The organism is Actinomadura luteofluorescens, from assembly GCF_013409365.1.
GTDB classification, from domain to species: Bacteria; Actinomycetota; Actinomycetes; order Streptosporangiales; family Streptosporangiaceae; genus Spirillospora; species Spirillospora luteofluorescens.
This window is the reverse complement of record NZ_JACCBA010000001.1, coordinates 3,603,557-3,627,709: the sequence shown is the minus strand read 5'-3', so window position 1 is coordinate 3,627,709 and position 24,153 is coordinate 3,603,557. Positions and strand designations below refer to the sequence as shown.

The following is a 24,153-nucleotide window of genomic DNA, read 5'->3' as shown; positions in this document are numbered from 1 at the left end:
GGCGGCAAGAGGCCCGGCTCCGTAGCGTCCCCCCATGATCAGAATCTCTCGATGGACGGCGTTCGCGGTGTCCAGCGCGACGGCGGCGACCCTCGCGACGGCCATGGCCGTCCTCGCCGTGCCCGGCGCGCATACGGCTCAGCCACGGTCGAACCGTGCCCCCTCGTCCCAGGACGGCTTCCAGGGGATGCTGGACGACCTGGTGAAGACCAAGGCGGCCACGGCCGTCCTGCTCCGCGTGCGAACCGCGGGCGGTGGCGAGTGGTCCGGCGCGGCGGGCCTGTCCGACGTCCGGACGGGACGGCCCGCCGACCCGGCCGGGTACTTCCGGATCGGCAGCGTCACCAAGACGTTCGCGGCGACCGTCCTGCTGCAACTCGTCGACGAGCGACGGCTGCGGCTCGACGACCCCGTGGCCGAGCACCTGCCCGGCGTCGTCCCGGACGGGGAGCGCATCACGGTGCGGCAGGTCCTCCAGCACACCAGCCTGCTTCGCGACTACATGAGCGACCCGGGATGGTCCACCAACCGCTGGCGCGGGGCGCAGCGGTTCCGCGCCTACAAGCCCGACCGGCTCCTCGCGCAGGCGTTCCGCACCCCCGCCCAGAACCCCCCGGACGTCACCTGGAGGTACTCCAACACCAACTACGTGGTCGTGGGGAAGCTGATCGAGCGGCTGACCGGTCGGCCCTACGGCGACGAGGTGGAACGGCGCGTGCTGCGTCCGCTCCGGCTGACCCAGACGATCGTTCCCGGCGACCGGCCCGGGCTCCCGCGCCCGCACGCGCACGGCTACGCGCTGCTGCCGGACGGGCGGACCGTGGACGCCACCCGCATGAACCCTTCCCTGGACTGGGCGGCGGGCGAGATGATCTCCACCACCCGCGACCTCGGCCGGTTCCTCGACGGGCTGCTCGGCGGGCGCCTGCTGTCGCCGGCGACGCTCGCCGCGATGCGCGCCGTGCACCCCACCGGCGCCGGTTTCGCCTACGGGCTCGGGCTGCAGGAGTACAGGCTGCCCTGCGGCAAGCGCATGATCGGGCACAGCGGTCAGCTCATCGGCTACACCACCTACGCGCTCCGCTCCGACGACGGGCGGCAGATGAACCTGTCCGTCAACCTCGGCTCCTCCCCGCCCTCGGCCGACAAGCTGTATGCCTTCGCGGGCAAGGTGTTCTGCTGACGGCCGCCGCGTCGACCCGGCGCCACCACTCCTGACCGGCCGATGGGGGCACGGCCCGGCCGGTCGGGGTATTGACGCCGGGTAGGGGAAAGGTCCGGCAGGCGAGGTGCCGGCGGGTGGGCTCGGAGCGCCGTCGGCGTTCAGGGATCCGGATGGGGGCGCTGAAGTCTTGTTCGCCTCGGTTACGTCATGGGTGGCCGGGTTGTCCGGACCGGTCATCTACGGGGTCGTCGCGGGGCTCGTGTTCTGCGAGGACGCGCTGTTCTTCGGTTTCGTTCTGCCCGGTGAGACCGCCGTCGTGCTCGGCGGGGCGCTGGCCGCCCAGCAGAAGGTCTCCGTCGTGTGGCTCGCCGTGATCGTGGTCCTGGCGGCGATCGCGGGGGACTTCGTCGGCTACCAGATCGGACGCCATGTCGGGCAGCCGATCCTGGACAGCCGTCCCCTCCGCCGCCACCGCGACCGTGTGGACGGTGCCCGCGACCTGATCCGGCGCCGGGGCGGTGCCGCCGTCTTCGTCGGACGCTTCGTCGCGTTCTTCCGCGCGATCATGCCCGCGCTGGCCGGAGTCTCGCGGATGCCGGGCCGGGTGTTCCTGGCCTACAACGCCGCCGGGGGTCTGGTCTGGGGCGTGGCCTTCACGCTGCTCGGATACTTCGCCGGGCATGCATACGCCCGGGTCGAGCATGTCGCCGGGCGGGTCACCGCGATCGTGATCGTCGTTGTGGTCGTCCTCGCCGTCGTCATCTGGCGGCTCCGTGAACGCAGGCATCGCAAACGCGATGGCGACAGCGGTGCGGACGACCGTTGAGAACGCCATGCTTCGCGCCGGCCATTCCGGTGAAACCTCGCGCGTCTCCGACGCGGCGAAGCGTCCTCAGCCCTTGGCCAGGCCGCCAGAGAGCGCGATGACCACGGCCGGTCGTTCGATCCGGGTGAGGACGACCCCAGCGATGTCGGTGGCGAAGTAGTGGGAGTCGCTGAAGTAGTCGGGGGCAGTCCTCGCCTGGTCGGCAGGCTGTGGCCAGCGCAAAGTCGGCTGCGGCGCCGACTTCCCCCGCGGGAGGGAACAGGGCACAGGCGATCCACGCTGGCGGGGGAGCCGGCCACCAGGTGCGGAACGGCACGTTTGTGCCAGGACGGAGATCACCAGGCCAGACGGGCCGTGATCGGCCCTTACTCCAGGAGGTTGTGATGACCACGCTGTTGCCTCGCCCGGTAGGAGACGTCTCGCGGTCCGGGAACCGGACGTCGCCGTGGAGGACCGTTCCAGGGGTGCCCCGGTGGGCCGTGTGGGCCGCGCACGTCATCGCTCTGGTGAACGTGCCGTCGGGGCTGTGGCGGCTCGGCCTCGCCGCGGGGATCAGCTTCGGGCTTGACCCTCACGCCGCGTGAGGGGCGACGGTAGATCCCCTCGTCGAGGCGTGTTCGGATCTCGTGCCGGGCAGCGTGGCCGGGCCGAGGGATACGCCGTGGCGTACTCGCGACGTCGAGGTGACCACCCCCGAGGGCACGCGGGTCGTGTTCACCTGGCAGTGACCCGGTAGCGCCGCGGAATCGCGCCCCGCAGATTGGGGCGTCTCTTCACGTCCGGCGGCGCTTTTGGCGGCGGTGCTGCTTGGGGGTGGAGCGCTGGCGCGGCGGCTTCTTGGTGGCGGGCCGCTGTTGGGCGTTGCGGCCGCGGGAGCTGTTGGGGGTGCGGCCGCGGACGATGCCGATCAGTTCCTCCATGAGGTCGGTCGTCTCGACCTCGAGCCAGGCCAGGCCGATCTGGGATTGAGGAGCGTCGGTCACCGTGCGGTAGGTGAGGTCTCTGCGGTGGTGGAGGCGGGCCAAAGACTGCGGGAGCAGCAGGGTGCCGGTCCCCGACGCCACCAACTCGATCGCCTCAGCGGTGTGCTCGGGACGGGTGAAGGCCGGCTGCCCGGGGCGCTCGTCCCAGGTCAGGACCTCGTCGAGCGGCTCGAACACGTCCTCGTCGGCGAGATCGGCAAGCTCCACCTCCTCCGCCGCGGCCACCGCGTGGTCCTTGGGCACCACCACGACGGTCGTCTCCAGGTACAGCGGGATCACGTGGAGGGCCTCGCGGTCGACGGGCAGGCGCACGAACGCCGCGTCCACATCACCCTTGCGCAGCAGGGGGACGATATCGGCGGCGGGGACCTGCACCAGCCGAAGCGGCACGTCTCGCACCCGCTCGGCCCACACCCCAGCCCACTTCGCGGGCGTCACCCCCGGCACGTAGGCCAGCCGGAACTCACCTTCGGTCACTCCCTCAGCCTAGTCACGTCCGGGCAGCCCCCTTCCGCTGGCTACCCTTGAGTCATGAGCACGTCCAAGGCGAAGACCCCGCAGACCATGAAGTCCGCGACCGCGGCCAAGAAGCTGGGGATCCTGCTGTCGGCAGCGCCCGCCGAGTTCCAGGAAGGCCCTGTCTCCCGGGACGAACTGAACGCGCTCCAGGCCAACCCGCCCGCATGGCTCACCGACCTTCGCCGCGAGGGCCCCCACCCCCGCCAGGTCGTCGCCACCAAACTCCGTGTCTCCGCCTCAGGCCTGGCCCGCGGCGGCATCACGGGCCCCCTCACCACCGCCGAGATCGAGGATCTGAAGGCCGAAAACCCCGAGTGGCTGGAACGCGAGCAAGCCACCCGAGCCAAGGTCCGCGAAGAGGAACTCCGCCTCAAGCAGCAGCGCACCAAGGCCTGACCCAGAACCACTACGGCCCGCACGGCACGACGGGGGGTGACCGGGTAAGGGGCCACAGGATGGGCAGGAGGACCGTGAGGTCAAACCGCCCATCCGGGGGGCCGTTACGGAAGGTGGGGGTCTGGTGACTGGTGCCGTGGTGGTCGTCGGTGCCGGCCTGGCCGGGCTGGCGTGTGCGGTGAGGCTGCATGAGGCCGGGGTGCCGGTGCAGGTGCTGGAGGCGTCCGACTGGGTCGGGGGCAGGACGCGGACCGATATCGTCGACGGATTCCGTCTTGACCGGGGGTTCCAGGTCTTCAATACGGCCTATCCCGAGGCCAGGCGTGTCCTGGACATCCAGGCCCTGGACCTGAGGCCGTTCGCCTCCGGTCTGCTCGTCTTCCATGAGGGACGGCGTGAGCGCGTGATGCTCCCGTGGAGGCACCCCCGGCATGCGCTGAGCGGCGCCCTTGCCGATATCGGCTCCGTCCGCGACAAGGCCGCGGTGGCCGCGATGACCGCTCGCGACCTGACGTTCCCCACCTCGCGGATCCTGCACCAGACCGACCGCGGCACGGCCGCGGAGCTTCGCCACTGGGGCATTTCCGACCAGATGATCGAAAAGCTGCTGCGCCCGTTCCTGGCCGGAGTGCTGCTGGAACGGGAACTGGAGACGTCGAGCCGCTTCTTCCACCTGATCTGGCGGTCGTTCGCACGCGGCACGATCGGCGTTCCCGCTCTCGGGATGGGACGGATGGCGGAGCAACTCGCGGCGCGGCTGCCGGACGGAGCGCTGTCGCTGGAGACCGCCGTGCGAGCGGTCACCGGCGAGGGGGTGCAGACCTCCGATGGGAAGACGGTCGAGGCCGATGCCGTCATCGTGGCGACCGACCCCGCCCAGGCAGCCGCCCTCGTCCCCGAGGTCGAGGCGCCCGTCATGCGGGACGTCACCACCTTCTACCACTCGGCGCCGAAGTCCCCGCTGGAGGAGCCCGTGCAGATCCTGGACGCCGAGGGGATCATCACCGACACCCTCGTGCTCACCGACGCGGCGCCCGAGTACTCCGCCGACGGCCGCGCGCTCATCTCGACCTCCGTGCTCGGGATCGATACCGACGAGTCGCGCGTGCGCGGGCGGCTGGACGAGATCTACGGTGACACCGCCGCGTGGGAGCTGATCGCCACTTATCCGATCAAAGGCGCTCTTCCGGCGATGCTTCCGCCACTGCGGCTGCGGCGCCCGGTGCGGATACGCAGGGGCCGCTACGTATGCGGAGACCACCGCGACACCGGATCCATCCAAGGCGCCCTGGTCTCCGGCCGCCGCGCCGCCGAAGCCGCCCTGGCCGACCTGCCCGACTGAGCCGCGTGGCCCTCGCCGTCGAACTCAGGCCAGGCGGGGAAGCCGGCCGAGCAGCGTGCGTCACTGCTCGGCGGCGGGCATGGGTTTGCGGGGCTTCGGCGGCGTGCCCCGGACGGCCGCGTGGACGATCTCCGCGACGTTGTAGCCGAGGACGCCCGCCAGGTCGGTCACCCCCGGCGTGCTGAGGACCGCGTTGACCTCACCGGCCTCCAGGCCGCCTCGCCAGCGGGCGTCCTCCCGGGGCTTCGCGTCGTTCCAATACGCCCGGGCATGCCGCACGAAGTCCTCCGCCTCCGCACGCCCGGGACCGTCGAGCCGCCGGATGTGCGTCTCGAGCTGCTCTCTTCCCACGTACGGGACGAAGGAGCTCCAATTGCCGCCGGTGTCGTGGATCCTCGTGTTGTCGGGCTCGGAGTCCAGCGGGAGGTGCAGGAAGCCGGCCAGCCGCTCCAGTGACCGTTCCGGGCGCGCCATGTGGTCCTCGTAGCGGACGACCATGTGCGGCAGACCGTACGTGTTGGCGGTGCGGAGGGCGTCCACGTACGTGTCCCGCCAGATGCCCGCGCCCCGCCACAGCGGCTCCCCCGTCCGGTTCCGGTGGCTGATCGCGAAGGCGATCGGGTTCCGCGCCGTGACGATCACTTTCACGAGTGCCCGGTTCGCCGGGTCGGCGAGCTGCTGTTCGATGGCCTGCCGGAGCCACGCGACGTACTTGCTTCCGTCGACGATCACCGAAACGCCCAGCGACTGGGCGAAGCGCCGGTGCATGCCGGGGATGTCGCCGTACGACACCCGCTCCCGGAGCGCGTCCGTGAAGTGCCGGCACTCCTTGCCGAGCAGCGAGCAGGGCCCGCAGTTCCGACCGGCGTTCTTGTGGCTGTACTCGGGCATCTGCGTGAAGTTGTTCAGCTCGCCGACGTAGTGGGCGTCCCGAATCCGTGTGGTCATGTCGCGCCCGAGCAGGGTCGAGCCCGAGAACAGCGTGCCGACGACGAAGACCGAGGTCGGCGCGCGGTCCTGCCCGTCGCGGAACCTGGACCGGAGGTTCGCGAGCCGGCCAGGCTGAACGGGGGTCCCTTGCTTCTCAGCGTCCATGTTCACGCTCACGGGAAAGATGAGTACCAGCCGGCCGGAACGAGATGACCGTGCAGAGCATTCTGCCCGCTACCGCCGCCCACTTCGAGCGGCCCGGCCAACCTCCTGCCCAACGTGAGCCCGTCGCCGCCGCTTCCCTGCGGACTTCGGATCTTCCACCCGGTACGCCGTGACGACGGCAGAAGGCGAAGGTTGGCCGGATCGAGGCGAACGCCGATCCGCCGCTGTACTGGGCGATCAGCCAGACCAGCCATGTCCGCCCTGCTTTTTCGCCCGTACTGTGGGGACCTCACCTCGACAACGAGGGTGTGCTCGACCCGAACACGTCCCCTGGATCGTCCCCGCCCGTCCGGCATGACGAGCGGCCCGGTGCCGGCGACTTCACCGATCAGTAATCCTTCGCCACGTCGTCAGTTCTGGTAGCCCCTCGCCACCCGCGGAAGGATTGACGACCATGACCGACGCCAGCCTGCCAGGCGCCGACAGGGCCGCGTTCATCGCGGCGGCCCGCTCACATGACACGGCACGGTTCGCGCACATCACGGAGCGCTACCGGCGTGAGCTGCAGGTGCACTGCTACCGGATGCTCGCGAACTACGAGGACGCCCAGGACATGACGCAGGAAACGTTCCTGCGGGCGTGGAACAAGCGGGAGACCTTCAAGGGTCACGCTGCGCTGCGGACCTGGCTGTACCGGATCGCGACGAACGCCTGCCTCGACTTCCTGGAGAAGCGCAACGACCGCACACCCGTGCCTGCCGAGCTGCCGGACGCGGGCTCGGAGGTGCGCTACCTGCAGCCCTACCCGGATCGGATGCTTCCGGAGGACCCGCAGGAAGCGGTGGTGGCGCGGGAGACGATCGAGCTGGCGTTCATCGTCGCCGTCCAGCACCTGCCGCCGCGGCAGCGGGCGGTGTTCATCCTGCGCGACGTCCTCGGCTGGCCGGCGTCGAAGGCCGCGGACGCCCTCGAACTGACCGTCGCATCGGTGACCAGCGCACTGCAGCGGGCGCGCGTGACGATGCGCGAGCAGCTGTCCGACCGCCGCCTCGACTGGCGGAGCCCCGCGACGCACGAGCTGTCGAATGACGAGCGCGGCGTGGTGAAGTCGTACATCGACGCCCATGAGCGCAACGACCTCGACGGGCTGATGGCCCTGCTGCGCGACGACCTGCGCTTCGCGATGCTGCCGGACACCTTGATCGTCACGGCCGAGGACGCGGTGGACGGCTGGGTCTCCGGCGGGCTCTTCCAGCGCGGCCGCGACGACTGGCGCTGCGTCGCCACGACGGTCAACCGCATGCCTGCCGCCGTGCTGTACCTCCGCGCCCCCGACGACACGGAATACCGTCTGTTCAACATCGCGGTCCTGCACATCGTCGACGGGAAGATCGCCGAGCTCACCGGGTTCGACGCCACCGACAAACCGTGGCTGAGCCTGCCCGCGACGCTGTGACCAGGCAAGTCGTCCGCCCTAGGAGCCGAGCATTTGGCCAGTGCTCATCACCTCGTCTCGTACCTGGTCAGGAGTACGCCGTCGGGGAACGTCCGGGTCTCGACCAGGTTCAGGTTCACCCAGGTGTCCAGCGCGGTGAAGAACGGTTTGCCGCCACCCAGCAGGACCGGGTGGGTGACCAGCACGTACTCGTCGATCAGCCCGGCCCGCATCGCCGTCGCGGCGAGTGTGGCGCCGCTGATGTCCATGAGGCCACCGTCCTCGTTCCTGAGCCGGGTGATCTCGGTGACCGCGTCGCCGGTGACCAGGCGGGCGTTCCAGTCGACCTTGTCGATCGTGGAGGAGAACACCACCTTCGGCATGTCCCGCCAGCGGCGCGCGAACTCGATCTGCGCCGGGGTGGCGCCGGGCTGCTGGTCGGCGGTCGGCCAGTGAGAACTCATCGTCTCCCACAACCTGCGCCCGTACAGCGCCAGATCCGTCGCCCCCACCCGGTCGGACCACCACTGGAACCACTCGTCACTCGGCACGCCCCAACCGATATCGTCACCGGGCGCGGCGACGTAGCCGTCCAGGCTCAGGTTCATGCCGTAGGTCAGTTTCCGCATCGTGCCAGCCTTCCGTGAGTCGATCTCACACCTAAAGACGGGCGCGGCGCGCAAAGCTAATCGGTGCGCGATCTGCGTCCGCAGACAGTCCTCGCGTTCCGCACGGTCCGCCCTTCCTGGCCACTGGCGCGTTCACTCGCTCGTGGGTACGGCCTCGAAGCGTGCGAGGGTGCGCCGGCCGGCGACGATGGCAGCGAGTGCGGCTGTCGCGGTGCACAGCGTGACGATCTGCAAGAAATCGGCCCAGGGCAATGCCAGAGGTGGATGGTCGATGACGCGGCTCAGCGTGACGTGCTGCAGTCCGAGCACCGCCCCCGCGGAGAGGATGGAGACCAGGGTGCCGACCGCCACGGCCAGCACCGCCTCGCTGACGACGATGCCGACGATCTGCCGGTGGGTGGCGCCGGTGAGGCTGAGGGCGCCCATCTCTCGCCGTCGCGCGGAGACGCTCGTCACGAGGGTGTTGACGAGGGCCAGGAGGGCGTAAGCCATCACGATGCCCAGGATGACGACGTTCGCGAGATGCGAGTCCTCCTTCTCGGCCTGGCTCGCTTGGGCCACGTACGTCGAGACGGGCTCGATCCGCACGCCGGCCTCGCGCAGTTCTCTCAGCTGTGGTGTCGCGCTCCTGCCGGGGACGGTCCGGAGGAACGCTGTGCCGGACGGCATGCTCCCTGGGAGCTCGCTGGGCACGTAGGCCGCGCCGCCCCCGAGCACTGAGTCGACAACGGCGGCGACGTGCACGGGAACGGGACGACCGTTGCCGGCCCGCGCCACGAGCGGCTGGCCGATCCGCAGGTCGGCGGAGGCGGCGAGGTCGCGGCTGACCACGATGGCACCGGCGGGTAGCGCGTCGAGCGAGCCTTGCCGCACACGTGGCGTCACCACGTCGCCGAGAGCGCCGAGGTCGACGCCTCGCGCGTCGACCGCGTCGAGGACCGTGCCGTCCTTCGTGGCCAGGGTGACGACCTCGTCGATCACTTCGACGCTCCGGATGCCGCCGGCGTGGCGCAGGGCGGAGACGGCTGGGAGATCGAAGGTTCCGCCGAAGTCCGGAGTGGCGACGAAGTCGGCCTGGATCGAGGCGGTGCGCTCGCGGGCGGCCGCGTCCCGGCCGGAATTCTGCATGCCGATCATCCCGCCGAACATGCCGACGGCGAGGACGACCGGCGTCACGATGGCAGCCACCCTGCGTCCGCCGTTGAGGGTGCTCTGCCGCAGCACCAGCGCGAGCGCGCCGAAGCGCATCAGCGGCCAGGTCACGACCCGTGCCACTGGGCGGACCAGCACCGGCGAAAGAATCGCGAGACCCGCCGCGCAAAGGACGGGCACCTCGAAGTAGGTTCCCGGATTCGCGGCGCTCGAGGGGCTGATCACGGCGAACACGAGCGCGACCGTGATGGCGACGACCAGGATCAGGCCGCCGAGTATCCACCGCACCGGAGACATCACGCGGGGCGAGGCCATCGTCTCCCGCAGGGCGTCGAGCGGCTGGGCGCGAGACGCGCGCCATGAGGCGGCGGCGGAGCCGAGCACCGCCGCTCCGATGCCGACCAGGAACGCGATCACCAACGCCACGGGGTGGAAACCGACGTGGAACCACTCCGGAGCCAGGTGGTTCGCCACCATCCAGGACCGCAGCAGCAGGCTGGCGGGGATCCCGAGCAGGCATCCCAGCAGTGCCGCGGCGGCGCCGACCACCACGGTCTCCGCACGGACCATCCTTCGGATCCGCGCGGGCGAGGCGCCCACCAGACTCAGCAGGGCCAGTTCGCGCGACCGCTGCTCGACGACGAAGGCGAACGTCGCGATCAGGACGAACACCACCACCAGGACCGACAGCCCGGTGGTCATCTGCACTACGGACCGGGCTCTGCCGAGACCGCCGACGGCGGCCGGATCCGCCACCCGCCGCAGGTCGCCGTCGAGTACTCCGGCAGTTTCGCCGGACACACGAGCGCGAACCGCGGAGGCCGGCGCCTGGACGGCCACCGCGTTCACAGCCGGGGACAGTCGAGCGGCCTCCGCGTCAGTGAAGAAGACCGCGTCCTCGAACGACTTGCTCCCGGCCGCGCCGACGACGGTGTACCACGCCGTTCCCAGCGGTGTCGCCACCCTGACCCGTTCGCCCAGGTGAGCGGAGCCGGTGTCGTCGGCCGCCACGACGATCTGGTGGTCATCGACCGGCCGATGCCCGGAGAGCAGCTTGTAGGAGGCAAGGGACGACGAGGACCATCCGTGGCCCACGGCCTCGGTCCCGGACCCGGTCGGGCTTCGAACCGCGAAGCTGCGATCCACCACGGACGGGCCTGCGCGCTGTGCCCGATTCACGGTCTCGCGGGGAAGGCCTGCCGGTGCCGGCAACGGCGTCCCGAAACCGTCGACCGGGACGACGACGCTCTCAGCCGCCGCGAAACGCTGTGGCCCTGGCGAGGGTGTACTCGTGGTCGCCACCAGGACATGGATGCTGGCGGCCGTGATCAGCGTCCCGACCGCCAGGGCCACGAACGCCCCCACGAAGCTCGACCAGCGCTGCCGCACGCTGGCCAGTCCCAGCTCCCAGGTCAGCCGGTCAATCCCGCGCACCGATGGCTCCCATCGCGTCGGAACGGGCCGGCTCGTGCCCACCCTGACCATCAGCCCATCGACCGGACTCCAGCAGCGTCATGCGCGCGGCGATCTTCTCCGCGCTCGCACCGGCCAGCTCGCCGACGAGACGTCCGTCGGCGAGGAACGCCACCCGCTGGGCGTGCGCCGCGGCCACGGGGTCGTGCGTCACCATGATCACGGCCGTTCCGCTCTGCGCCACGGTGTCACGCAGCAGGCGGAGGACCTCCCGCGACGAACGGATGTCCAGAGCGCCGGTGGGCTCGTCCGCGAACAGCACCCGAGGCCGGGCGACCAGCGCACGCGCGACCGCCACCCGCTGCTGCTGGCCGCCTGAAAGCTGTGTCGGCAGGTGGTGGGCGCGGTCGGCGAGTCCCACACGGTCCAGTGACCGTGCCACCTGGTCCGGGTCGGGTACGCGGCCCGCCAGCCGCACCGGCAGCTCCACGTTCTGCTTCGCCGTCAGCGTCGGGATCAGGTTGAACGCCTGGAAGACGAACCCGGTGTGGTCACGCCGCAGCTCGGTCAAGGTCCGCCGCGGCAGCCGCGACGGATCCTGGCCGGCCAACAACACCTGGCCTTCGTCCACACGGTCCAACCCGGCGGCGCAGTGCAGCAACGTCGACTTGCCGGAGCCCGACGGCCCCATGATCGCGGTGAACGTTCCACGCCCGAAGTCGAGCGATACGCCGTCCAGGGCAGCCACCTCGGCCTGACCGGCCCCGTAGCGGCGAACCACGTTGTCCAGCCGCACCACCACCGGGAGGGCGTCCACCGGGGCCGGGCCGCCGCGATTCCGGCGTCTTCCTACAAGGCGCACTGCATCTCATTTCTGCCGCGTCGTGGGTGTCGCTCCTCGAACTCGACATGCCGGCGAGCTCGCGAACCGCGTGTCTCAACTCTTGAGGTCGGTGGCACGCCTCGCCATTAGGGAGCACCCCGAGCGATCCCCGATCTTCTCGGCCGTCCTTCTCAGGGTTGTCCCGCAGACGCGTGGTGCCCGTCCACGACCCCCGTGACGACGCCGCCGCAGCCAACGTGGGTGCAGCTGTGGCCGGGCACGCGGCGCCATCCGTCGAACTCGAACGCCCTTGATCGCCACCGATGGACTGACAGATACTCGGCCGGCCGGCCGCGCGAGGCGCTGGTGACATGACACACCAGGCCCGACTTGCTTAACTATGGAAGATCTTGTCGTTACTGTCGTACCTCAGGGTCGGCGAAGCGGTCACCGGAGGTAGCGATGAGGTCCGGACGGTGGATGCTCGTCGCCTGGCTGGTCATAGGAGCGCTCGCAGCGGGACAGCGCCACTACTACACCCAGTTCGACGGCAGCTGCGCCAGAATCGCCACGATCGGAATCACCTTGGCCTCCGGTCCGCTCAACTACATCGGTCTCAACCCCACCGCCAACTGCAAGGTCCCCCAGCCGAGCAAATGACAAGCCGGGCTCTACGACCGCGTCATCGTGAGGCCCTCTGACGGCAGCTTGAGCTTCCCCCCGGATGCGCGGACACCCTGATGTCCCCCGGTTTGCGCGAAGCCCGTTCTCGGATGGCTCCCGACCGTCCCCACCCGCCGGGACGGGCTCGACCCGCGCACCGCGCGGGGGAAGCTGCCCCGGATCCTCTGCGTCCAACTCCACGAGAGCGAACTCCTGGAGAAGCAAGTACGGCATTAACCGCCGCCGGGAGCTTCCCCCGCGCGCGCGGAGCCGACTGCCTTTTGCTCGCGCTCCCTGGGCGGCGGGTGTTGGACGAGGCCGGTCTTGCCCTCAAGTTTGCTTGAGGTTTTACGGTGCTCACATCAGCCGACATTCAGGGGGACCCGAACATGACCACCCAGCACATCTCCGCCGCGCAGCCCGCCGCCTACTGGACCGGGCTGGCCTACGAGTCCCTCATCTCGTTCATCCGGGCCCAACTGGCCGAGATCGGCTTCACCCAGCCCCAGTTCTGGCTGCTGCGCAACCTGTCGAAGAACGACATCTCACCCGACGGCCACGGCATGACCATCCCCGAACTCCAGCAGGCCATGAGCTCCTACATCAGACCGGAAGACGACCTGAAGGCAGAGGCGGAGGTCCTGCTGGAGCGCGGCTGGATCACGCGCGACGCCGACGGACGGCTGTGGATCACCGAGCCGGGGGACAGGGCCCGTGCCGACGTCAAGGAGCACGCGCCGGCGATCGGGGTCCGCATCCACCAGGACATCGATGACGCCGACTACGCCACCACCCTGAAGGTGCTCAAGCAGCTGATCCACAACACCGGCGGCGGCCCCCCCGGCCTAGCTGCAGAGGCGTAGACCGGGAGCCTGCGGGTCTCCAGCCCAGGTCTCTGACAGACCGCGATAGCGCCCCTCGGCCCTTCGCGGTGAGCCGACACGGACCGTCGACGACCTTTTGGCTTCGTCTCCAGCGGATCCACCTGGCTGCGTGGACGGAGCTTTCGGCATGCGCGGCGTTGTCGACGGTGCATGGGCCGACGGTCGAGGAGGAACAGCGGTGGCATGGACGCGGTGCCACCGCTCCACGCTTCGACAGTTCGCAGCAGGTGGGATCGACATCACCGGTCGGGGGCTACGTCCAGGCGGGATCACGGCCGGTCAGGCCGAGGATGCGGTCCAAGGCGGGTGCGTCGGCCGGCACCGCGACCTGCGGTCCGTACATGCCCATCTCCCGGCCCTGCTCCACGTTGGCGAACACCGTGTCGTGCAGGTGCGCCAGCAGGTCGGCGGGCAGTTCCAGCCGCTGCCCCGTCGCGACCGCCAGGTCCCAGGCGTGCATGGCCAGCTCGCCGACGATCATGTCGCCCAGGACGGGCGCGGGCAGCGTGTGCGGCGTGCCCATGCTCGTCTCGCCCTCCCAGGCGCTCGGCGGCGCCCACGACGAGGTGATGTCGTCCAGCAGGTCGAGCAGGCGGCCGCGCCAGTCGCCGGCCGCCAGGTCCACGTCGGACTCGGCGGCCGCCGGCTGCGGAACGGACTCCTTGCGGCCGCCGCCGGCGAGCGACGGCCCCCAGAACAGGAGGTGGTTGACCAGTGCCCGCACGTCGTACTCCGTGCACGGAGTCTTGTCGGCGAGCTGGTCGTCGGTGATGGTGCGGACGACTGCGGCCATGGCATCAGCGGCGTCGGACAGATGTGACATGGCGGCGACGCTAGGGGACCCGGGCCGAGGGGTATTGGACAAAGGCGACATACACTCTGCCGTGTGGAGCGGGACGTTCGTGAGCTGCGCGGTGCGTGGACCAGGTACCAGCGCCACACGTTCCACGACCCGTCGCCGGCGCTCGCGCCATGGGTGGAGCGGTACTGGGAGGCTCGCTGGGACTACGCCGAGCCCTACCGGCAGAAGATCGTGCCGTATCCGAACGTGCACCTGTCGTTCGGCGGCGGCCGCGCGGACGTCAACGGCGTGTGCAGCGGCTACCAGATCAAGGTCCTCGAGGGCCGCGACCAGGTCCTCGGCGTCGCGTTCCGGCCGGGCTGCTTCCGCCCGTTCCTCGGAGCCTCCGTCTCGACGATCACCGACCGCGTCGTCCCGGCGGCCGAGGTGTTCGGCCCGGACCTGCCCACGACGCTCGACGTGCCGACCGTGGAGGCGTTCCTGCTGGAACACCTGCCGGACGACGACCCCCGGGTGCGCCACGCGGTGGCCGCGGTCGAGCTGATCGCCAGGGACAAGGCCGTGACCAGGGTCGAGCACCTCGCCGGTGAGCTCGGGCTGAGCATGCGGGGGTTGCAACGGCTCTTCGCGGAGTACGTCGGCATCGGGCCCAAATGGGTGATCCGCCGCTATCGCCTGCATGAGGTGACCGCACGCATGGCCGCCGGCGGGGCGATCGACTGGGCCGCGCTGGCCGCCGACCTCGGCTACGTCGACCAGGGCCACTTCATCCGCGACTTCAAGGGCATGTTCGGCGAGCAACCGACCTGGTACGCGAGGCGGTATTAGGATTCCGGGGCCTGTGCGGACCGGATCCTAACGTCATCACCCCTGGGATCCCGGACGGGTTCGCCCCCGTCGTCCGCTACAGCGACGGGAATGAGCCGGCCGCTGGCGACGCATCCGACAGCATCACCGAGGCCCTGCTACGCCTGACCGAGCCGCCCGCCCCGCTTCCCGAGCCTGGGGTAGAGGGTTTCGAGCAGGTCGGCGGCGGTGTGGTAGCGGACCCTGAACCCGGCGTGCACCGCGGCGACGCCGAAGGCGACCGGAGGCTGTGGGATTTGCCGGTCCCGGCCGGGCCGACCGCGCAGGAGTTCTCGTCGGGGCGTTGACGCCCCCTGGTTCACCTGCGTGAAGCCCCATAAAGGACTCGACAAAGCCAGTCCACCCCTGAAACTCCGCAGGACCATATCGCGCCGAAAAGGGCTCCGTGTAACCTTGATCAACACCGCGGTCGGTTCGAGTGTGGAATCCGTCCGCGGTATGGCGCCGTGGTACTCAAGTCCGGGTGTATCTCCGCATCCGGCCTGGAACCACGTCTCGTGATTGCGCTGTGGTCAGGTCATGGTCCGAGGAGGGCGAGCTCTGCTGATCCGCGAGTCTGTGCAGGTCACACAGGGGTGAATGATTAACACGCCCACTGCGGTAAGCATGATGTTCCTTGCACTCTCTGATCGGCCGAATGACCATGACATATGCCCAAGATCCCGGTGATTCGGAAGGTGGTCCATGGCCTGTCGCAGCGGATGAAAAGAACATCGGCGCGCACTTGACCGCCGGATCCTGGCAGCTTCCCCCCTTGCCCCTGGCAGGACGACCCGTGAGAGCGGACACCATGACGAATGATGTACTGCCGACGAATCATCTGCTGGCTCTGTCGACGGACGAGTTCATCGCCGGCTTCGACGCGGTCGCGTCCAAGTTCGACTCGGCGACCTTCCCGCAGCAGATCCTTCCGCCCGACAGTTGGGCGCTCCTTGTAAGGGCCGGGGTCCGGCTTCCGACTCTGCCCAAGCAGTACGGGGGGCGAGACAGCAGCGTCGAGATGTGCCGGATCGTCGAGACGGCCTCTGAATGGAACGTGGCACTCGGCGTCTACGTGATAGTCAACACGGCACTTGCGCTTCTACCGGTGGTGAAGTGGGCCGGTGAAGAAGCCAAGCAGGAGATGCTGCCGCTGTTCGCCGGCGGCGATCCCCTGATGGCCGGGCTCGCCGCCACCGAGCCGGGCGCCGGCTCCGCCCTCTCCGTCATGACGACCACATTCGAGGAGTGCGAGGGAGGCTACCGGATCCGCGGCCGCAAGCACTGGCAGGCGCTCAGCTCCTCCGCAGACTGGTGGCTGGTCCTCGCGAAGAACGCGCACCGTAACGAGTACGGCTACTTCATCGTCAGGCGGAGCGAAGGGTTCCGCACCGTCGAAATGTACGAGGCGCTCGGCCTGAAGTTGCTGGACTACGGGGTCAACGATATCGATGTGACCGTCCCTCGGCACCGGCGGATCGATGCCGAGGAGACGGGCCTGAACTCGGTGGACGTTTTCCTGGCGTCGCGAGCGCTGCTGGCGGCGGCGGGGGCCGGTTTCCTGCGCCGCATCAGCCGGGAGGCGCACGCGTACGCGGAGGGCCGCCAGATCGGGCGGAAGTCGCAGTCCAGGATCGGGTTCGTGAAGTACAGGCTCGCGGCCATCGACACCTCCTCCACCATCTGCGAGGCTCTCAGCCACTACTTGCAGACGACGGTGGACTTCAAGAGCGACCTGGCTCCGGCGTTTCCGGCCGTGCAGGCTCTCAAAACCGTCGCGACCGAGCGGATGATCAGCGCGGCCCAGCATTATCAGCAGCTGACCGGCGCTGAGGGATACCGCTGCGGATCGCCCACCAACATCGCCGGTCAGGCGTTCCTGGACACACGGGTCTTCAGTATCTTCGACGGCAACAACGACATGCTCAGCCAGCAGCTGACCGCGCACTGCCTGACCCGGCGGTCCGGTCGGCCTCTCAGCGGGTTCCTGGCCGACTGGCCGCTCACGGCGCCCGCCGTCGCAGCGCTCCAGGAGGACCTGGGGTTCCTCGATCAGCGCTTGGGCCAGGCTCAGCAGGTCCTCGCCGGCCGCGCGATCGCCTACCTGATCGCGGTCGCCCATGTCCTGAAGTGGGCTGAGGAGACCGCCGCAGATCCGGCACGGGTCCGGCCCGCCATCGAGTTCCTCAGGAATGACATCGTCGGTGTCGCCGCGGAATTCCGGCTGCTGGCCACCGGAATACTCGACGCCTACGGGCCGAAGAGTCGGGTTTCGTGACCCGCGGCGGCGGCTTGAGCCTTGACGGTCTCATCGCCGAGTAGGCCCGGAGAGCGGCGCCGGGATCGCCCCCGGCCCGTTCTCCGGACCTCTCACCGGACCCGCCAGGCGGCTAGCTCGGCAGGCCCTCGCGGCGGTGTATCAGGTCCGCGAGGTCGACCGCCCGGCGCTTCAGGAGATCCAGTCCGGCCCTGCCCCACGGGCGCGGTTCGCTGTCCACGACGCAGATCGTGCCGAGAACCGTGCCCGTGCGGTCGGTCAGCGGAGCTCCGGCGTAGCTGCGCACCATGAGCTTGTCGACGATCGGATTGCCCGCGAAACGCGGGTAGTCAAGGACATCGTCCAGGATCAGGGCCTTGCGCCGGACGACGACATGCGGGCAGTAGCCGGCGTCGAGGGGCACTCGCGCCCCGAGGACACCACCCACGAGTTCGGCGGCGGCCGGTGGCGTGTAGACACCGCAGATGAACTGATCGTCGCCGACGAGGTTCACGAAGGCCACCGGTGTGCCGGGAAGCCCGACGAGCTCCTGCGCTTCCATCGCGACTCTGCGGGCGAACTCATCGAATTCGCCCTCCCGTGCCTGTCCCAGGCCGAGTTCCCGGAGGCGCTTCACGCGCTGGGCCGCTTCACGATCGGGCGGCATCAAGGGACGGGCCGAGAACGCCCCGGCCTGGTCATTGGATGAATATGTCACGGAGGCCTCCATTTATGACCGACTGCGAAGATGGGCACGCTGATTTAGCGGATTTCGGGCCGAGAACGAAGCGGCGGGACCGAATTGAGCGTTCTCCATGTGTTGGAGTTCTGTCAGGCAGGGACTGCGGGGGCGCCTGTGAGGAGATGCCGGATCAGGGCCCGCAGCGCGGAAATGGCGGAGGTGTGGTCCCGTGCGTCGCACAGCACGATCGGTACGCGCGGGTCGAGTTTGAGAGCGGCCCGCAGTTCTTCGGATCCGTAGCGGAACGCGCTGTCGAACTCGTTGACCGCGACGAGGAACCGGGTCCCCCGGCTCTCGAAGAAGTCGACCGCCTCGAAGCAGTCCTCCAGGCGGCGGGTGTCGGCGAGCACGATGGCGCCCAACGCTCCGGCGCTCAGCTCGTCCCACATGAACCAGAACCGTCGCTGCCCCGGTGTCCCGAACAGATAGAGGACGATCCCGTGCTGTTCGATCGTGATCCTGCCGAAATCGAGCGCCACGGTGGTGGTGGTCTTGTGCTCGACCCCGCCGAGATCGTCGATGCCGACGCTGGCCGAGGTGATGAGCTCCTCGGTGCTCAGCGGCTCGATCTCGCTCACCGCGCCGACGAACGTCGTCTTCCCCACACCGAAACCGCCCGCTATGAGGATCTTGACCTGAGTAGGGAGCGCCTCAGACTCGTTGTAGGCCATCGAGCAGTTTCTCCAAAAGGGCTCGGTCGGTGGGATCGGCCGCGGTCCGCGGCGCGTGTGCGGTCATCACCTGGCTGTCCACCAGATCGGAGATGAGGACTTTGGTGACCACCACGGGAAGCCGCAGATGCGCCGCGACCTCGGCGACCGGGGTCGGCTTGCGGCACAGCTCAAGCGCTTTGGCATGCTCTGGATCCATGACCGGGGGATGCCCGTCGGCCGCCACCACCAGGGACAGCATGTCCAGGTCGACGGTCGGGTGGGTGCGGCCGGCCGTCACCGCGTACGGGCGTACCAGCAGCCCGGCGGCTTCGTCGAGCCAGAGCTCATCGTCGCCGGTCGTCAAAACGCGCGGCTTCTGTCGCTCGTCGCGGCCGTCGACCGTGCCGCGGTGTCCAGGAAGGGGCGGACGGCCTTGATCAGCCGGGCCATCTCAAAACCCACGACGGCCGGGTCGGCCTCCGCCCGGGCGAGCACCGCGAGCACGGAGTTGTAGCCGGCCCAGGAGATGTACAACTGGCTGGACTTCAGTTCCGTGACGACCTGCCGCACCTCATTGCTGTCGTCGAACTTCGTTCCGGCACTACGCGCTATGGAGAAAAGCCCCGAGGCGAGCGCGGCGAGATGTTCTGCGCTGGCGCGGTCAAAGCCGTCGGCGGCTTTCATCATTCCGTCGGACGACAGCAGCACGCTGCCGCGAATGACCGGAACCTGTTCGCCGAGCCCCCGCAACAGCCAAGCAAGATCTCGACCCTGGTTCGGGGAGGCAACACTCAACGGAAACTCCTTGTCGTGTACTTATCGTCAGTTCGCATTGTCGGGGTCATCGGCGGAGTCGTTGTATTCCTGGGCGCCGCTGTGCAGACCCTTCTTGAAAGCGGCCATGAAACCGGGATTGTATTCGACTTCTTGATCATCCCGCTGGGGAGCGGGCGCATTGAGCAGTTCGGGCACCAGGCTGGTCTGGGCCTGGCGTTGCGGCAATGGCGGCCGCTCGCCGGCGCCGCCCGGAAAGCCCGGCCCCGTTCCGGAGTCCGGCGCGGTTCCGGGGCCCGTCATGGCCGCCGGGGCGCCGGACGCGGGCAGGGGAGGGAGCCGGTGCCGGGAATCCTCAGCCGCCGAGGGCACCGACAGGGAGGCGCCGAGCGGATCACGTTCGTCCAGCGGCAGACTCTGACGGGTCTCGACGCCCTGCCTGGAGCCGGAAACGCGCGCCGGCAGTGGGGACGAGAGGCTCGCGTCGGGTCGTGCCCCGGCGGCCACCGGTTCCGCCGGGGGCCTCGCCTCCGCCTCCTCCGCCTCCTCCGCCTCCTCCGCTTCGCGGCCGTCCAGTTCCTGCGGAACGACGACGATGGCCTGGGTGCCGCCGTAGACATTGCCCTGGAGCTGGACGCGGACCTTGTGGCGGCGAGCGAGCGCGGATACCACCAGCAGTCCGATCCGCCCGTCCTTCAGCAGTTCCTCAGTGTCGGCCCGATCGGGATCGGCGAGCAGCTCGTTCAACCGCCGCTGGTCTTCTCGCGGGATGCCCAGCCCGCGGTCCTCGACCTCGACGGCCATGCCCGCGGCAACTCTCTCGAAGCGAATGAGCACCTGCGTTTGCGGCGGCGAGAACTTGGTGGCGTTCTCGATGAGCTCGGCCAGCAGATGGACGACGTCCGCGACCGCGCCACCGTCCAGGCTCCCCTCGACCGGAGGCACCACCTTGACTCGGTTGTAGTGCTCCACCTCGGCGATGGCCGAGCGCAGCACCTCGTACACCGTCACAGGCTTGGTCCACCGGCGGCGCGAAGCAGCTCCGCCGATCACGGCGAGGCTCTCAGCCTGGCGACGCATGCGGGTGCTGAGGTGGTCGACCCTGAACAACCCCTTGAGAAGGTCTGGATCCTCGACCTGGTTCTCCAGCTCGTCGAGACCCTGGATGGCCCGATGCGACAGCGACTGCATCCGCCGGGCCAGGTTGACGAAGACCGCGACCCGGTGACTGCTTTCACCGGCCGCATCGCGGCTTGCGGCGCCGACCACGGCGTTCCAGGCCGCGCTCTGCGCCTTCCGCAGCTCGTGCACGAGCTGCAGATAGGAGTCGGCGTTGACGGGGGGCGGGAAGTCCTCGCTGATCGGGGCGGCCGTCCCGCCGGCGCGGAGCCCCTCGGCCAGCCGCTGCAGGTCCCGCCGCCCCTCAAGGATCAGGAATCCGAGCTCGCCGAGCCGCCGCTGCATGTTCTCCTGACCCTGGAGGGCCGACTCGGAGAGCCGCCGCTGCATCTGGCGGGTCGCCGAGTCCGCCGCCACGAAGGCGGCTCCGAGGGTGATCACCGCCCCGGCGGTCGCCATGATCAGCACCAGCCGCGCACCCTGGGTCACGTCGGTGCCGTCGTACACGACCGCCACGGCGGCCAACCCGAGAAAACCCACAATCACCGCGGGGAGCACGGAAATGGACAGGTGAAGCGCTCGTATTTTGTTCTGTCGATGCGTACCATGGGCTACTGACCTGCGGGCTCGCCGGACATTCTGTTGCTCGGCACCGGTGGTGGATTGGAAGAAATCAGGCATCGGCATCCTCGGTGCGTCGACAGCAGTTCGCGACATTGGTTAATGCGGACTCTCGTGTGGGCACAACCCGTAGCTAGGCTGTCACAACCCCCCAAGGTGGAAGCGCGGATTGCCGAGATTGCCAGGATCAGTGCCCCTGATTAGGGGTATTTGTCCCCATAAGTCCACTTTTGTGACGGATGTCGACCTGTTGGCAGAGCGAGCGCACCATGGTCCGCGCCGGCGTGGCGACCGTAGAGACGGCGGCGTGACCGGGCGGGCGCTGGGCGTGGAGGGAGACCGGCGGGATCCGGTGCAGGAACGCCAACGCCTAGATGTCGAGCCCCACAAGTCTCCCCAAGAACCGCGCGTCCGCTCCAGGGCGACAACGGCCTCCCTTCACGAGTTGATCGACTGCGCGGTGCTGTGCGTCCAATCGGCCGACCTCGCTCTGACCTGGCCGATCTGGAGATCACCGGCTGACTGCTCGGTCACGCGTGAACAGCGCCGCTCGGCATGGGGCGGATACCGGAGCACCTTGCGGCCCGGCTGCCGGACGGAGCCCTGTCACTGGCGACCGCCGTGCGAGCTGTCACCGCTGAGGGGTTGCGGACCGCCGACGAAGAGACGTTCGGGGCCGATGCCGTCATCGTGGCGACCGAACCCGTCCGGGCCGCCGCCCTCGTCCCGAGATCAGGCGTCCGTCACGGCCCAGCGGGAAGGTCTCCCTTCGGGGCGGCGCCCGACGGCCGACCCCCAGCCGCTCCGCGGAGAAAGGAACCCCCATGCCATGCAGCGTCGGCGTTCGTCCAGATCCTCATCCTGATCGGAGCGGTCGCCGTCATCTTCTCGGCAGGAACGGTCTTCTTCAAGTACACCGCCAGGCGTCGCCAAGAAAGGTGACGCTCTGTCCCAGGCGCCATCGCCCTGCGGCCCCCTGCACTTCCGGCGGTTGTTCGATGGCGCCTCTTAGGTCGGCAATCGCCTAGTGGTGGCGGCGAAGTGCGGCATCGACTCGGGTCTTGAAGAGGAAACTGGGCATCATTTCCGCGTAATCAGTAGTGGGAGAAATGGCTCAGCTTTAGGCTGTCAGTGCCCGTCTTAACTGCGCCAGCGGATCGTCTCCCTCTCCAAAATGACTCCTCTTCACGTCGCCAGTAGCGGGGGCCGTGCCCTGCCACTACCGCCGTGCGTGGGCAGGTCGCGAGAGGGGACAGGCCCCCAGGGGCGGTAGATATGGCCCCGTGGCGCTCGCAGAGGTGGCCGTTGACAGCCCGGGGCGTGCCCGCGAGCCGACGGAGTCACTGGCTGGGCCGACCATCGAACCTCCCCCGCGGGCGCGGGGGCGACTGCCCTTCCTCTGCTCGCGGCCGGCGGCGACGCCCCGGACGAGCCCGCGGTTGCGGCACGGGCCCGCCGGCACGGGCCCGGCGGGCCCGTGCCGGCGGAGTGAGCGGCGAGGCGGTGCAGGTGCGGGTGAGCGGAATCAGCGATGGAGGGTGTGGTGCGCACCATGGTGGACGGGGCGCGGGTGGTGGGGGGCGGCAGGGATGGTTGCCGCGCCGTTGTTGTGCGTCGAAGGCACCGCTGACCCGGTCGTGCCGCTGCCCTCGTTGAGGCGGTGTGCGCCGAACACGACCAGGGCCCAGGCCAGGCAGGCGAACGCGGCGGTGTGCAGGAGCGCTCGGACGGTGTTCCCGATGACCCACTTGTTCTCGAATTGGTCGCGCACGGTGGCCAGGTGGTCGATGTGCTGGGGGTCACCGGCCTTGGCGAGCTGGTCGTTGAGGGGGACGTTGACTCCGGTGGTGACCATGAAGGCGATCAGATAGAGCGCGAGCGCGGCGATGAGCCAGGGCATGGCCGGCCGGCCGTGGCCGCGCCAGGCCAGGAACACCGCCAGCGCGATCAGGGGGATGGATCCCATGAAGGGCAGCATGAAAGCGGGGTTGAGGATCGCCTTGTTGATGCCCTGCATGGCCTCGATGAGCGTTCGGTCGGAGGATCGGTTCAGGCCGGGCATGACGGCGTAGGCGAAGCCGGTGAACAGCCCGGCCATGAGCCCGGTGGAGATGAGGGCGGCCAGCATGGTCGCGGTCTGCAGGATCTTCATATCGCGTCCTTCGAGGTCCAGATGCCGGTGGCGGCGGTGTCGTCGGCGTAGTCGGAGAAGTCGCGGGCCGGGCGGCCCAAGACCTGCTGGACGCCGTCGCCCAGGTGAGCGTTGCGGCCGTCCAGGACAGTGGTGAACAGGTAGGTCAGCAGGCCGGTGACCTCGTCCGGGACACCTTCGGCCGCCAGCGCGCGAGAGTAGGTGTCGACGGGGACGGGCACGTAGGCGATGTCGCGGCCGGCCGCTTGGCCGATGGCGGCGACGGCTTCTGCGAAGGTGAGCAGCCGCGGTCCGGTCAGTTCGTATGTACGGCCGCTGTGCCCGTCCTCGGTGAGGACCGACGCGGCGACGTCGGCGATGTCGTCGGCGTCGACGAACGGTTCGCGCACCTCACCCGCCGGCAGCACCACCTCGCCGCTCACCACCGGGTCGAGGAGGTAGCTCTCGCTGAAGTTCTGGGCGAACCAGCTGGCGCGCAACACCGTCCAGTCGGCGCCCGAAGCGGCAAGCGTCCGTTCGCAAGCGAGCGCCTCGTCCTCGCCGCGCCCCGACAGCAGCACCAGACGCCGCGCGCCCGACTCCACCGCGAGTTCGGCGAACGCGCCGATCGCCTCTGGCGCACCGGGGGCGGCCAGGTCCGGATAGTAGGCGACGTATACCGCGTGCACACCGTCGAGCGCGGGCGCCCACGTCGCACGGTCCGCCCAGTCGAAGGGCACCCCGCCGGATCGCGAGCCGATCCGGACCCGGAGGTCGCGTCCGGTCAGCCGCTGGACGACGCGTCGTCCGGTCTTGCCGGTCCCGCCCAGGACAAGGGTCAGATCACGGGAAGTCATAGGGGCTCCTCAGCTTCCGAAACGGT

General features: G+C 69.3%; 25 protein-coding genes. 11 read left to right on the top strand and 14 right to left on the bottom strand.

Features of this window, described 5'->3' with window-relative positions; genetic code table 11:
• Positions 1-34 precede the first annotated feature (34 nt).
• A complete protein-coding gene (locus tag BJY14_RS16740) occupies positions 35-1,183 on the top strand; it encodes a serine hydrolase domain-containing protein (protein ID WP_246395949.1) in 1,149 nt (382 codons plus the stop codon).
• A gap of 202 nt (positions 1,184-1,385) precedes the next feature.
• Positions 1,386-1,991, top strand: a complete 606-nt coding sequence (locus BJY14_RS16735) for a DedA family protein (RefSeq protein ID WP_218905427.1) — start codon at positions 1,386-1,388, stop codon at positions 1,989-1,991.
• A gap of 66 nt (positions 1,992-2,057) precedes the next feature.
• On the opposite strand, the gene BJY14_RS16730 is transcribed toward BJY14_RS16735, so the two are convergent.
• Entirely contained in the window at positions 2,058-2,258 is a 201-nt protein-coding gene (locus tag BJY14_RS16730; protein WP_179844458.1) for a hypothetical protein, read from the bottom strand.
• A gap of 116 nt (positions 2,259-2,374) precedes the next feature.
• Between BJY14_RS16730 and BJY14_RS16725 the strand changes: the two genes are divergently transcribed.
• A complete protein-coding gene (locus BJY14_RS16725; RefSeq protein ID WP_179841656.1) occupies positions 2,375-2,575 on the top strand; it encodes a hypothetical protein in 201 nt (66 codons plus the stop codon).
• 189 nt (positions 2,576-2,764) lie between these two features.
• On the opposite strand, the gene BJY14_RS16720 is transcribed toward BJY14_RS16725, so the two are convergent.
• Positions 2,765-3,451, bottom strand: a complete 687-nt coding sequence (locus BJY14_RS16720; RefSeq protein WP_312879266.1) for a LysR family transcriptional regulator substrate-binding protein — start codon at positions 3,449-3,451, stop codon at positions 2,765-2,767.
• 54 nt (positions 3,452-3,505) lie between these two features.
• On the opposite strand from BJY14_RS16720, the gene BJY14_RS16715 reads away from it, so the two are divergent.
• Positions 3,506-3,889, top strand: coding sequence for a DUF5997 family protein (locus BJY14_RS16715; protein ID WP_179844457.1), 384 nt, complete (start codon positions 3,506-3,508; stop codon positions 3,887-3,889).
• A gap of 124 nt (positions 3,890-4,013) precedes the next feature.
• Entirely contained in the window at positions 4,014-5,231 is a 1,218-nt protein-coding gene (locus tag BJY14_RS16710; protein ID WP_179844456.1) for an NAD(P)/FAD-dependent oxidoreductase, read from the top strand.
• 60 nt (positions 5,232-5,291) lie between these two features.
• Here the strand turns inward: BJY14_RS16710 and BJY14_RS16705 are convergent, their stop codons facing one another.
• The gene (locus tag BJY14_RS16705; RefSeq protein WP_179844455.1) at positions 5,292-6,326 is read right to left on the bottom strand and encodes a sulfotransferase family protein; all 1,035 of its coding nucleotides are present in this window, start codon (positions 6,324-6,326) and stop codon (positions 5,292-5,294) included.
• A gap of 454 nt (positions 6,327-6,780) precedes the next feature.
• Between BJY14_RS16705 and BJY14_RS16700 the strand changes: the two genes are divergently transcribed.
• Complete coding sequence (locus BJY14_RS16700; RefSeq protein WP_179844454.1) at positions 6,781-7,782, top strand: RNA polymerase subunit sigma-70; 1,002 nt, start codon at positions 6,781-6,783, stop codon at positions 7,780-7,782.
• A gap of 47 nt (positions 7,783-7,829) precedes the next feature.
• On the opposite strand, the gene BJY14_RS16695 is transcribed toward BJY14_RS16700, so the two are convergent.
• From BJY14_RS16695 to BJY14_RS16685, 3 genes are all read right to left on the bottom strand, one after another.
• Positions 7,830-8,390, bottom strand: coding sequence for a dihydrofolate reductase family protein (locus BJY14_RS16695; RefSeq protein WP_179844453.1), 561 nt, complete (start codon positions 8,388-8,390; stop codon positions 7,830-7,832).
• 132 nt (positions 8,391-8,522) lie between these two features.
• Positions 8,523-10,976: an FtsX-like permease family protein gene (locus BJY14_RS45245; protein ID WP_179844452.1), complete on the bottom strand. Its 2,454-nt coding sequence runs from the start codon at positions 10,974-10,976 to the stop codon at positions 8,523-8,525.
• Positions 10,963-11,757, bottom strand: a complete 795-nt coding sequence (locus BJY14_RS16685; RefSeq protein WP_312879263.1) for an ABC transporter ATP-binding protein — start codon at positions 11,755-11,757, stop codon at positions 10,963-10,965. Before BJY14_RS16685 ends, BJY14_RS45245 begins: the two co-directional genes overlap by 14 nt.
• A gap of 483 nt (positions 11,758-12,240) precedes the next feature.
• On the opposite strand from BJY14_RS16685, the gene BJY14_RS16680 reads away from it, so the two are divergent.
• The gene (locus BJY14_RS16680; protein WP_179844450.1) at positions 12,241-12,438 is read left to right on the top strand and encodes a hypothetical protein; all 198 of its coding nucleotides are present in this window, start codon (positions 12,241-12,243) and stop codon (positions 12,436-12,438) included.
• 392 nt (positions 12,439-12,830) lie between these two features.
• A complete protein-coding gene (locus BJY14_RS16675) occupies positions 12,831-13,304 on the top strand; it encodes a MarR family winged helix-turn-helix transcriptional regulator (protein WP_179844449.1) in 474 nt (157 codons plus the stop codon).
• A 274-nt stretch (positions 13,305-13,578) separates the two neighbouring features.
• Here BJY14_RS16675 and BJY14_RS16670 read toward each other — a convergent pair whose 3' ends face one another.
• Positions 13,579-14,148: a TIGR03086 family metal-binding protein gene (locus BJY14_RS16670; protein WP_179844448.1), complete on the bottom strand. Its 570-nt coding sequence runs from the start codon at positions 14,146-14,148 to the stop codon at positions 13,579-13,581.
• Positions 14,149-14,211: 63 nt separating this feature from the next.
• On the opposite strand from BJY14_RS16670, the gene BJY14_RS47230 reads away from it, so the two are divergent.
• The gene (locus BJY14_RS47230; protein ID WP_218905425.1) at positions 14,212-14,955 is read left to right on the top strand and encodes an AraC family transcriptional regulator; all 744 of its coding nucleotides are present in this window, start codon (positions 14,212-14,214) and stop codon (positions 14,953-14,955) included.
• A gap of 814 nt (positions 14,956-15,769) precedes the next feature.
• Positions 15,770-17,251: an acyl-CoA dehydrogenase family protein gene (locus tag BJY14_RS16655; protein WP_179844447.1), complete on the top strand. Its 1,482-nt coding sequence runs from the start codon at positions 15,770-15,772 to the stop codon at positions 17,249-17,251.
• Between the two features lie 112 nt (positions 17,252-17,363).
• Here BJY14_RS16655 and BJY14_RS16650 read toward each other — a convergent pair whose 3' ends face one another.
• From BJY14_RS16650 to BJY14_RS16630, 5 genes are all read right to left on the bottom strand, one after another.
• Positions 17,364-17,948, bottom strand: a complete 585-nt coding sequence (locus BJY14_RS16650) for a GAF domain-containing protein (RefSeq protein WP_258945439.1) — start codon at positions 17,946-17,948, stop codon at positions 17,364-17,366.
• A 113-nt stretch (positions 17,949-18,061) separates the two neighbouring features.
• Positions 18,062-18,643 (bottom strand): GTP-binding protein, encoded by a 582-nt coding sequence (locus tag BJY14_RS16645; RefSeq protein WP_179844445.1) that lies wholly within the window; start codon positions 18,641-18,643, stop codon positions 18,062-18,064.
• Positions 18,624-18,989, bottom strand: coding sequence for a DUF742 domain-containing protein (locus BJY14_RS16640; RefSeq protein ID WP_179844444.1), 366 nt, complete (start codon positions 18,987-18,989; stop codon positions 18,624-18,626). Before BJY14_RS16640 ends, BJY14_RS16645 begins: the two co-directional genes overlap by 20 nt.
• Entirely contained in the window at positions 18,986-19,420 is a 435-nt protein-coding gene (locus BJY14_RS16635) for a roadblock/LC7 domain-containing protein (protein WP_179844443.1), read from the bottom strand. The genes BJY14_RS16640 and BJY14_RS16635 overlap by 4 nt, the downstream gene beginning before the upstream one ends.
• A gap of 27 nt (positions 19,421-19,447) precedes the next feature.
• On the bottom strand, positions 19,448-21,199 hold the full coding sequence (locus BJY14_RS16630) for a sensor histidine kinase (RefSeq protein ID WP_179844442.1): 1,752 nt from the start codon (positions 21,197-21,199) through the stop codon (positions 19,448-19,450).
• Positions 21,200-21,694: 495 nt separating this feature from the next.
• On the opposite strand from BJY14_RS16630, the gene BJY14_RS47710 reads away from it, so the two are divergent.
• Positions 21,695-22,081 (top strand): hypothetical protein, encoded by a 387-nt coding sequence (locus tag BJY14_RS47710; RefSeq protein ID WP_376770006.1) that lies wholly within the window; start codon positions 21,695-21,697, stop codon positions 22,079-22,081.
• Between the two features lie 583 nt (positions 22,082-22,664).
• On the opposite strand, the gene BJY14_RS16625 is transcribed toward BJY14_RS47710, so the two are convergent.
• Together BJY14_RS16625 and BJY14_RS16620 are read right to left on the bottom strand one after the other, a co-directional pair.
• The gene (locus BJY14_RS16625) at positions 22,665-23,291 is read right to left on the bottom strand and encodes an anthrone oxygenase family protein (RefSeq protein WP_179844441.1); all 627 of its coding nucleotides are present in this window, start codon (positions 23,289-23,291) and stop codon (positions 22,665-22,667) included.
• The gene (locus BJY14_RS16620; RefSeq protein ID WP_179844440.1) at positions 23,288-24,127 is read right to left on the bottom strand and encodes an NAD(P)H-binding protein; all 840 of its coding nucleotides are present in this window, start codon (positions 24,125-24,127) and stop codon (positions 23,288-23,290) included. The genes BJY14_RS16625 and BJY14_RS16620 overlap by 4 nt, the downstream gene beginning before the upstream one ends.
• Between the last annotated feature and the right edge of the window lie 26 nt (positions 24,128-24,153).